Consider the following 10,170-nt stretch of genomic DNA (forward strand, 5'->3'; position numbering starts at 1 on the left):
CGGCGGCCGGCGCCCGCCTCGCCCTCCAGCCGCGGTACGTCGGCCAGCGAGCGGCGGTACCGCTCGGCGGTGTACTCCTCGGGCCTGACTTCGGCGGCCACCTCGGGACGGAGCAGCGCGGCCGGAGTCGTGCGGCCGTGCAGCCACGGGAAGGTGTCCGCGGCGAGCGCGGCGGGATCGTGGAAGTACGGATAGCCGCCGAAGATCTCGTCTGCGGCCTCGCCGGACAGGGCCACCGTGGAATGTTTGCGTACCTCGCGGAAGAGGAGATGCAGCGACGCGTCCATCTCGCCCCAGCCGGGGCGGTCCCGGGCGCGCAGCACGGCGTCACGGGCGTCCAGCAGATCGTCGTCCGGGATGAGGACGGAGGTGTGGAGAGTACCGATGTGTTCGGCGGCGGCCCGGACGAAGGGCGCGTCCGCGCCGGTCCGCCAGGCGTCGGGCGCGCGGTCGGCGCTGCCGGGGAAGTCCACCGAGAAGCTGGTCACCTTGGAGTGGCCCGCGCGCTCCCGCGCCGCCGCCGCAAGGGCTGTGACAGCGCTGGAGTCGACACCGCCGGAGAGCAGCGTGCAGAGCGGGACATCGCTGAGGAGCTGGCGCTCGACGGTGTCGGCGAGCAGCGCCCGTACGGTCTCGCGGGTGGTCGCGGGATCGTCGGGATGGACGCGGGCGGTGGGCCGCCAGTAGAGGGCGGTACGGGTCGCTCCGCGCCGTACGGTGACGGTCTGGCCGGGCAGCACCTCGTACAGTCCACGGAAGATGCCGTGGCCCGCGGTCGGCGCGGCGGGCAGGGCGAACAGTTCGGCCATGCCCTCGGCGTCGAGTTCGGCGTGGAAGAGCGGATGGGCGAGTACGGCCTTGGGCTCGGAGCCGAAGAGCACTCCGGAGGCGTGCGGATGCCAGTACAGCGGTTTGACGCCCAAGTGGTCGCGGACCAGCAGGAGTTCCTGGTTGCGGTCGTCCCACAGCGCGTACGCGAAGATGCCGTTGAAGCGGCGCGGCGCGTCGGCGCCCCACTGGAGATGGGCACGGAGGACGACCTCCGTGTCGGAGCGGGTGCGGAACTCATGGCCGAGCGAGCGCAACTCCTCGCGCAGCTCCGGGTAGTTGTACAGCTCTCCGTTATAGGTCAGCACGGTGCGCGGTCCGTCGCCGGTGGCCGTGCCCATGGGCTGGGCGCCGTCGTCGGGCGCGATGACGGCGAGTCTGCGATGGCCGAGGGCGGCGTGCCGGGAGAGCAGGACGCCGGAGTCGTCCGGACCGCGGCAGGCGAGCGTCTCCGTCATCGCCCGGAGCGTCGCCTCCTCGCTCCGGAGATCGGTTTCCCAGTCGATCCAGCCGGTGACTCCGCACATCATGGCTCCTGGAGTTCGTCGGTGGGGGAGGGCGCGGCGGCCGGGGCGGGAGGCGCCGTGGCCTCCCAGCGGCAGCCGTGTCCCGTGGGGCCGGTGCGCAACTGGTGCGCGGGCACATAGCCCTTGGCGCGGATATTGGCGCTCAGGGCCTCGGTGCAGTACGTGCAGGGCGAGGCGAGAGTGAGCCGTACGCCGTTGCGGCGGGCCTGTTCGCGGTAGTCCCAGATGGCGCAGTGCGTGATGGTGAGCGCGGCGTGCGTGAGGCTCGTCGGTACGGAGTCGTCCTCGAACTCGTCCGCCGACTCGTCGTCGAACTCGTAGTCGGAACCGTAGAGTTCGGCCTGACGGGCGATCCGGTGGACGGGATCGCCGGCGCCACGGCCGTGGTCGGGTTCCACCTGGCGATGCACTCCGGCGTTGGCGCGGGCCCAGTCGGCGAGTATCGCCTCGCCGTAACGGGCCACGAGGAAACGTTCCATCAGTGCTTGGTCCCGGAAGAAGACACGCTGCCACTCGGCGGCCGGTGCGGTGCGCGGATCCGGCAGATCGGCGAACAGCTCGGCCTGGAGGGCGAACCAGTCGGTCAGATGGACCTCGTCGCCGAGCGAGGCGAGCAGCCCGGTGAGACCGGCCTCGGCCTCGTGGAGCCGCTGCCGCCACAGGGCGGAGCGCTCCGCGTCGGGCATCGAGCGGTACGGATTGCGGGACTTCTCGGGTCGTACGGCGCCGCCGGCCGTGCCGTCGTCCGGCAGGACCGTCGTCCGGGCGCGTCTGCTGTCGGCGGATTCCGTCTCGGGCGGCGTACCGGCACCGTGCGCGGCGGTGTCGCGCGAACCGGCGCGGGCGATGCCTCCTTCGGCCGCATCGCTCATCGGGATCTCCTTGGCCAGGCGTGGAAGAGGACCGGGCGACTTCTGGTCCGCCCGTTAACGCTAGGTACGCGGCCAGGGCGCCCAGAAGCCCCGAACGGAGTCGGTAACGGCGACGATGAGCCCACGCGGGATACTCCAAAGGTCGCCCGGCGCGGGCGCGTCGGCGTACACACAAGAGGGCGGGCACCCGTGAGGGGCCCGCCCTTGCGTCTGTGCGCCGGTGTCACAGGTACGGCGCGGCGCACGGCGCCGTATCTTGTCCTCGCCCTCGGCGCGCGGTGCCGTACGCCCTTGGCCAGGTCAGCCCGCCAGGCCGTGGCGGTGGGCGTAGAGCGCTGCTCGCAGGCGGTCCGGCTGGCCCGTTTTGCGCATCGCCTGGGTGAGGTGCTTCTTCACCGTCGCCTCCGCGAGGGCGAGTTCGCGGCCGATCTCCGCGTTGCTCAGACCTCGGGCGAGCTGCGCGAGCACCTGGCGTTCGCGGCCCGTCAGCCCGCAGTGCTGCGGCAGCGGTTCGCCCGCGTGGCCGGCCAGGCTGGCCGGATGGACCTGGACCGGCGGTGGCGCAGGCAGGAAGACCGTCGCTCCGGCCGCCGCCATCGACACCGTACTGATGATCCGGTCCTCCGCCAGTTCGAGCGGGAAGCAGCCGCTCGCTCCGGCGAGCAGCATCCGGCTGGCCTCCGTGGTGCTCTCGGCCCGCCGCAGCAGCAGCACCCGCGCGCCCGGGAAGCCCTCCGGGCCGCGCAGCCGGACCACGGCGGACAGATCGTCGCCCAGCGTGTCGCCGCCGCCGAGCAGGATGACATCGGGACGGATCCTGCGTACGGCTTCCAGCGCCCGGTCCGGATTGCCTGAGCTGCCGACCACCGCCATGTCCGGCACGGGCCCCAGCACACTGCGCAGTCCCGCGCACGCCACCGGATGGCGCTCCACCAGGAACACCCGTGTGGGCAGCGTCTCGCGGTGGGCGGACTCCGTGCACAGCGGATGGCCGCAGGTGCAGCCCACGGGCGCCGGGTTGAGCCGCGGCGAGGCCGTCAGACCCGCTCTGCGGTCCTCCGGCTCGGCGAGCATCTGATGGCCCGCGATCAGATCGAGCGGATTGTCGATCTCGGTGTGCAGCGCCTCGGGGCCCGTACGCCCGAGCAGCGCGCGCGACGCACGGCGCGCCGGCTGCCGTCGGCCGCGCCCGGCGCCCGGATCCGCCTCGGTCAGTAGTTCCATGACTGGCCACCCCTCCGGCGGAGGGAGACGGTCGTTCTGGGAGCACGTTCTCGGAAGTGGTATGGCATCGCGCTGCGTTCCCCTCGGATACGACGGTGACGCCGGAGTTCTCCGCGTATCCCTGGCCTGCCATCAGGTCGGCGGTGACCTGGGCTGGGGGACGGAAAGGGCCCGGCAGGAGGAGGAGAGGGCGCCGCTGTTCGGGGAAGAGCCGAAGGTCAGCGCCGCACGAGGGCGCTACACAGCTCGTCGAAGCACCTGCGGTGCCACGAGCCGCCGATACCGACCAAGGTGAAGTCGGTGCACGGAATAGCCATATTTACAGCCTAGTAAGGGGCTTGCTGTGGGTCAATATCGGCCAGGGCAGCACAGGTCACACTCACCCGTGTACCGAGGACACCGGATCCTATGACCTCGGGTATCAGCATGAACTGTTGCCTGGCTGACCGGTGTTGACATCCCTCATTCTTCGACTCGGCGGCCCGGTCCGGCCTCACCGGGCCCGACGGTGCCGTGCTGGTCCATCCTCGCGACCGAACCTACGCGACCTTCCGTACGGACGGACCTTCCGTACGGACGGACCTTCCGAACGGGCGCCGACGGCGGTTCCGTACCGGCCGTCCCGGGACCGTGCCACCGCACCACGTCGCGCCGCCACCTCGAACTCCTGGAAGGACCGCTCATGTTCCGCCGCCCATGCCCGTCCGCCGCCGGTCGCCCCGGTGTCCTCGCCCGGCGGGCCGACGGGTGAGGCGTTTTCTGCTACGCCGGCTGCTGCTGGCCGTGCCCACCGTGCTCGGCGTCACGGTCGTGGTCTTCCTGACGGTCGCCCTGATCCCGGGCGATCCGGTCAGCGCCCTGCTCGGGCCCGGCGCGCCACCGGAGTCACGGCGGGAGCTGACGGAGCGGCTCGGCCTCGGTGAGCCGGTGCCGGTCCAGTACGTGAACTGGCTCTGGCACGCGCTCCACCTCGACCTGGGTGTCTCCGTCTCCGCACAGCGCCCGGTGATGGAAACGCTGCTGCCCGCGCTCGGCCAGACCTTGCTGCTCACCGCCGTCGCGTTCGCACTGGTCGTCACCGGTGGCACGGCGCTCGGCGCGCTCGGCGCCCTGCGTCCCAGAGGAGCGCTGGGACGGCTGTCCGGCGCGCTGAACACGCTCGCGGTGTCCGCGCCTCAGTACTCGGTGGCGCTGCTGCTGATCGCCGTCTTCGCCGTATGGCTGCGCTGGCTGCCCGCGGGCGGCACGCACGATGTCTTCGGCGGCGGTGGCCCGTTCGACCTCGCACGCCATCTCGTGCTGCCCGCGACCGCCGCCGCGCTCGTACCACTGGGCCTCACCGCCCGGGTGTTCCGTACCGCGCTCGGCTCCGTGCTCACCTCGGACCTCGCGGACAGCCTGCGGGCCCGAGGGCTGAGCCGGACCGCCGTACTGCGGCACTGCGTCCACAACGCCTCACCCGCTCTCCTCACCATCGGCGGGCTCCAGCTCGCCTATCTGCTGGAGGGAGTCGTCTTCGTGGAAACTCTCTTCGCCTGGCCGGGAGTCGGACGACTGCTGTACGACGCGCTCACCGCGCGGGACCTTCCGCTCGTCCAGGGAGGAGTGCTGCTGGTCGCGGTCGCGTTCGTCGGCATCAACATCCTGGTCGACGCGGCGCACGCGCTCATCGATCCCCGGGTCAGGAGCGCGCGATGACACAGCCGACCGCCATGCCCCAAGCACAGAACGCCCAGGAGGAACGGAAGGCGCAGAAGGGGCGGCCGGTACGAGGACGGTACGGGCCCGGGCTGCTGGTGCCCGCCGGGCTGGCCGCCGCCCTTCTGCTGCTGGCCGTCGCCGGGCCCTGGCTCGCTCCGCAGGACCCGGTCGCCGGAAGCCTGGACGACCGGCTGCTCGGCCTCTGGACACCGGGCCATCCGCTGGGCACCGACACCCAGGGCCGGGACATGCTGAGCCGGCTGATCGTGGCCGTACGGCCGTCCCTGATCGGCGGGCTGCTGCCGGTGGCCGTCGCGGCCGTGGCCGGCACGCTGCTGGGCGCGGTCGCCGGTCTCGCCGGACGGATCACCGAGCAGGCCCTCCTCCGTACGCTCGACGTGCTGTACGCGTTCCCAGGAGTGCTGCTCGCCATCGCCGTCGCCTCCCTGCTGGAACCGGGACTGAGCACCACCGTGATCTCCCTGTCCTTCGTCCTCACTCCGGCGGTGGCCCGCGTCTCCTTCACCGAGGTGCAGCGCATCCGCACCGCCGAGTATCTGGAGGCGGCCCGCGTGAGCGGCGCGGGCCGTACCGCCGTGGTGCTCCGCCAGGTCGCTCCGGTCGTGGCTCCCGTCGTCCTGGTCTACTGCTCGTCGCTCGTCGGGCTGGCCATCGTCTACGCGGCCGGGCTCTCCTTCCTCGGACTGGGAGTGGCGCCGCCCGACCCGGAATGGGGCGCGATGCTGGACGAGTCGCGGCCGGCCCTGCTGACCCATCCGGCCGTCGCGGTGCTCCCCGCGCTCACCATCCTGGCCGTCTCGGTGGTCTTCAACACGCTCGGCGACGCCCTGCGCGTACGGACCGGCGACAGCCGGGCGCTGCTCCCGGAGGCCGTCCGATGAGCAGTCCCGCATCGAGCGCGTCGGCGAGCCGTCCCGTACTGAGCCCGGCAGCCGGCCATCCCGTACCGAGCGCGTCAGCCAGTCGCTCCGTACCGAGCCCGGCAGCGCTGTCCGTCACGGAACTGACCGTCCGCTACCCGGGACCGGCCGGTCCCGTCCTTGCCGTCGACCGTGTGACACTCACCATCGAACCGGGCGGCGCGCTGGTCCTCGTCGGTGAATCGGGCAGCGGCAAGACCACCGCGGCCAGAACGGTCCTCGGACTGCCCGGCCACGGCGCCGAGGTCACCGGGCGCGTACAGCTCGACGGCACCGATCTGCGTCCGCTGGACGAGCGCGCGCTGTCCCGGATACGCGGCCGGCGCATCGGATACGTACCGCAGGACCCGACGGGATCGCTGGATCCGCTGCGCCGGATCGGCTCCCAGCTCGCCGAGGTACTGCTGCGCCACGGCATCGCCACCGGGCGCAGGGCGGCACGCGCGGCGGTGCCCGGTCTGCTCGAACGGGCCGGGATTGACGAGCCCGACCGGATCGCCCGCAGCTATCCGCACGAACTGTCCGGCGGACTGCGCCAGCGGGCGGCGATCGCCCTGGCAGTGTCCTGCGCTCCCGGACTTCTGGTGGCCGACGAGCCCACCACCGCCCTGGACGCCGTGGTGCGCTCCCAGATCCTCGATCTCTTCGCGTCCCTGCGCGCCGTACACGGAATCGCTCTGCTGATGGTCACCCACGACCTCACCGCGGCACGGCGGATCGGCGGACAGGTCGCCGTGATGCACGGCGGCCGGATCGTCGAGTCGGGAGACGCGGAGCAGGTGCTCTCCCGTCCCAGGCATCCTTACGCGGCCGAACTGGTGGCCGCCGGAGAGGGCGGCCATCGATGACCGAGGCCCTGCTCTCCCTCACCGGAGTGACCAAGCGCTATCCGGGCGGCGGAGCGACCAGGCATGGTGCGGACGGCGGCGGCCGGCCCGCCCTGGACCGGGTCTCGTTGACCGTGGCTCCGGGCGAGACGGTCGGACTGGTCGGCGAGTCCGGCTCCGGGAAGTCCACGCTCGCCCGGCTGAGCCTCGGTCTGCTCGCGCCGACGCTGGGCACCGTACGGTTCGCCGGGCACGATCCGTACCGGCTGCGCGGCCGGTCCGCCCGGCCCGTGCGCGCCCGGTTGCAGTTCGTGCCGCAGCATCCGCACGGCTCGCTGAACCCGGCCCTGCGGGCAGGTGAGGCGGTGGCCTTCGCCCTGCGGACACAGGGCACACCTCGGCGCGAACGGGCCGACCGTACCGCCGAGTTGTTCCGTCAGGTCGGGCTCGATCCGGCGCTGGCGCTGCGCTATCCGCGTGAGCTGTCCGGAGGGCAGCTCCAGCGGGTGGCCGTGGCCCGCGCGCTGGCGACCGGTCCCGAGCTGGTGGTCTGCGACGAACCGACCTCGGCGCTCGATCTCCGGGTCCAGGCGCAGGTACTGGATCTGCTGGTCGAGCTCCAGGAGAGCCGGGGGCTCGCGTATCTCTTCATCTCCCACGATCTGGCCGTGGTCCGCAGGCTGGCCCACCGGGTGGTGGTGCTGCGGCAGGGCCGGGTGGTGGAGGAGGGCCCGGCCGCGGATCTCTGGGCGGCGCCCGGCCATCCGTACACCCGGGCACTGCTGGCCGCCGCGAAGGCGCCGTCCGGTACGGCTGGCGCTGGTACGGGCGCCGCTGGTACGAGCGCCACCGTCGGTACGGGCACCACCACCGACGCGGCTGCCTCGGCGGATACGGCCGCCGTCCCTGGCCCCGCCACCGCCCTCGGCGCCACCGCCGTCGAGCCCTCCGCGCCGCTCTGACCGGCCCGCGCTCACCACACGCCGACCGCCGACCGACCGCCGACCGACCTTCGATCCATGGAATCCCGCACACAGAGGACCGATATGACGCACCGCCATCCTCACCACCACCGCGGCCGAGCGAGAACCGCCCTGTCCGCCGGGGCCCTGCTCTCCGCGGCGGCCCTGCTGATCACCGCCTCCGGCTGCGCGCCCGGCTCCGGCTCCGGAGGCGGTACGGGCTCCTCCGGACCGGGCGGCACCCTGGTCATCGGCGCGACCGGAAAGCTGCCCAACACCGACACCGTGATCGGCGGCGCCGGTTTTGAGGGCAAGCGACTGGTCAGCTTCCAGCTCTACGAGGGCCTCACCCGCTACGACCTGTCCACCACGGACGGTCCGCCGCCCGTCACCGGCGCGCTCGCCACCTCCTGGAAGGTCGCGGCCGACAAGAAGACCTGGACCTTCACCCTGCGCAAGGGCGTCACCTTCCAGGACGGCACACCGTTCAACGCCGACGCGGTCCTCTTCAACCTCGACCGCTATCTCGACAAGAAGAGCGAGTACTACACCGACGCCCTGGGCGCCGCGGCGGGCGAGTACGCGGGCGGGATCACCGCGTACCGCAAACTCGGCACCGGGCAGGTCGAGTTGGTCACCAAGGAGCCCAACGGCCACTTCCCCGAGGACCTCGCCCACGTTCTGATCGCCAGCCCTACCGCCGTACGTGCCACCGGCTCGGCCGACTTCGCCAAGCACCCGGTCGGAACAGGTCCGTTCGCCTTCAAGTCCCAGAAGCCCGGCGAGCAGATCGAACTCGTCGCCAACAAGACGTACTGGCGCGGCGCGCCCAGGCTCGACAAGCTGGTCGTCAAGGCGCTGCCGGACACCGCCGCCCGTACCGCCGCGCTGCGCTCCGGCTCCGTCAACTGGATCGAATATCCGAACCCGGACGACATCGAGAGCCTGAAGGCCGACGGTGTGAAGGTGGTCACCAACAGCTATGACCACCTCTGGTACTGGATCCTCGACACGGAGAAGGGCCCTTGGAAGGACCCGAGGGTCCGGCAGGCGGCCAACTACGCCGTCAACCGCGAGGCGATCGCGGAGAAACTGCTGCACGGCACCGCCGATCCGGCCTACCAGGCCGCTCCTCGGGCGACACTCGCGTACGACAAGTCCGGCGACCTCTACGGGTACGATCCGGCGAAGGCCAAGGCACTGCTCGCGGACGCCGGTTACGTGGACGGGTTCAGCACCTCCGTGACCGTGCCCACCGGAGGATCGGGCAATCTGCTGCCGGTGCCGATCGCCGAGGCGCTGCAACGGGATCTGTCCGCCGTGGGCATCAAGGTGGAGCTGCGTACCACCGACTGGTCCACACTGATCGGTGCGGAGGCGAAGGGCGAGGTGGCCCTCGGCTCCGACGCCATCGCCCAGTCCACCACGCTCTTCCAGTCCGAGGCACTGCTCCCGCTGTTCATCGGCAGCAAGAGCCCGTTCTGGACCGGCCACTACAGCAATCCCGAGGTGGACGCGCTGCTCGCCTCGGCGGCCGGCTCACCCGATCAGGGCAAGCGGCAGGCCGACTACCGGCAGGCCCTCGCCAAGGTGACCGAGGACGCGCCCTGGCTCTTCGTCGTCAACGACCGCAATCCGCGGGCGCTCGCGCCCACCGTCCATGGACTGGTGCAGCCGCAGTCCTGGTTCCTGGACCTCACCACGGTACAGGTCGGCAAGTAAGCCTCGTACAACCCTCGTACGGCACCGCACGTAACCTCCCGTACGGCATGAAAGGACGGCCGGTTCCATGACCGCCGAGCAGCCACCGCACCACCATCCCGTTGTGACTCCGCCGGCCAAGTGGGGCATCACACTGCCACTGCCGGGACTGACCATCGACCGGCACCGCTTCCTGGTGGAGCGGCTGCCCGACCTCGGCTACACGGATGTGTGGAGCGCGGAGGGCGGTGGCACCGACGCGTTCACTCCGCTGGCGGCGACCGCCGCGTGGTCGCCGTCCCTGCGGATCGCGACGGGGATCGTACCGGTGCACACCCGTGGGCCGGCCGTCCTCGCCCAGACCGCCGCGACGCTGGCCCAACTCGCGCCGGGCCGACTGCTGTTGGGACTCGGCGCCTCGGTGCCCGCCCATGTCACCGACATCAACGGCATCCCGTTCGACGAGCCGTTCAAACGCACCAGGGACGTCCTGCGGTTCGTCACCAGGGCGCTGCGCGGAGAACACATCGCCGGGGACTTCGACACCTTCTCCATCACCGGCTACCGGCTGCCGCACCCGCCCGCGC

At 71.7% G+C, this 10,170-nt stretch carries 9 protein-coding genes; 6 read left to right on the forward strand and 3 right to left on the reverse strand.

What is annotated here, in order from left to right:
• From asnB to GA0115259_RS30030, 3 genes are all read right to left on the reverse strand, one after another.
• Positions 1-1,355 (reverse strand): asparagine synthase (glutamine-hydrolyzing) (gene asnB / locus GA0115259_RS30020; RefSeq protein WP_107469292.1); only part of this gene is annotated, 1,355 nt, incomplete at its 3' end.
• Positions 1,355-2,227, reverse strand: coding sequence for a hypothetical protein (locus tag GA0115259_RS30025; protein WP_093602846.1), 873 nt, complete (start codon positions 2,225-2,227; stop codon positions 1,355-1,357). The genes asnB and GA0115259_RS30025, both read right to left, overlap by 1 nt.
• A gap of 300 nt (positions 2,228-2,527) precedes the next feature.
• Positions 2,528-3,451, reverse strand: a complete 924-nt coding sequence (locus GA0115259_RS30030; protein ID WP_093602848.1) for a response regulator transcription factor — start codon at positions 3,449-3,451, stop codon at positions 2,528-2,530.
• A gap of 747 nt (positions 3,452-4,198) precedes the next feature.
• On the opposite strand from GA0115259_RS30030, the gene GA0115259_RS30035 reads away from it, so the two are divergent.
• The 6 genes from GA0115259_RS30035 to GA0115259_RS30060 all read left to right on the forward strand — a co-directional run.
• On the forward strand, positions 4,199-5,149 hold the full coding sequence (locus GA0115259_RS30035) for an ABC transporter permease (protein WP_093602850.1): 951 nt from the start codon (positions 4,199-4,201) through the stop codon (positions 5,147-5,149).
• A complete protein-coding gene (locus tag GA0115259_RS30040) occupies positions 5,146-6,054 on the forward strand; it encodes an ABC transporter permease (RefSeq protein WP_093602852.1) in 909 nt (302 codons plus the stop codon). Before GA0115259_RS30035 ends, GA0115259_RS30040 begins: the two co-directional genes overlap by 4 nt.
• Positions 6,051-6,941 (forward strand): ABC transporter ATP-binding protein, encoded by an 891-nt coding sequence (locus GA0115259_RS41280; RefSeq protein WP_093602854.1) that lies wholly within the window; start codon positions 6,051-6,053, stop codon positions 6,939-6,941. Before GA0115259_RS30040 ends, GA0115259_RS41280 begins: the two co-directional genes overlap by 4 nt.
• Complete coding sequence (locus tag GA0115259_RS41285) at positions 6,938-7,882, forward strand: ABC transporter ATP-binding protein (protein ID WP_141716745.1); 945 nt, start codon at positions 6,938-6,940, stop codon at positions 7,880-7,882. The genes GA0115259_RS41280 and GA0115259_RS41285 overlap by 4 nt, the downstream gene beginning before the upstream one ends.
• Before the next feature lie 57 nt (positions 7,883-7,939).
• On the forward strand, positions 7,940-9,604 hold the full coding sequence (locus GA0115259_RS30055; protein WP_093602856.1) for an ABC transporter substrate-binding protein: 1,665 nt from the start codon (positions 7,940-7,942) through the stop codon (positions 9,602-9,604).
• Between the two features lie 67 nt (positions 9,605-9,671).
• Positions 9,672-10,170, forward strand: a 499-nt coding sequence (locus GA0115259_RS30060) for an LLM class flavin-dependent oxidoreductase (protein WP_141716746.1), incomplete at its 3' end; no start/stop codon positions are given.

Source organism: Streptomyces sp. MnatMP-M17 (genome assembly GCF_900091995.1).
GTDB lineage: Bacteria > Actinomycetota > Actinomycetes > Streptomycetales > Streptomycetaceae > Streptomyces.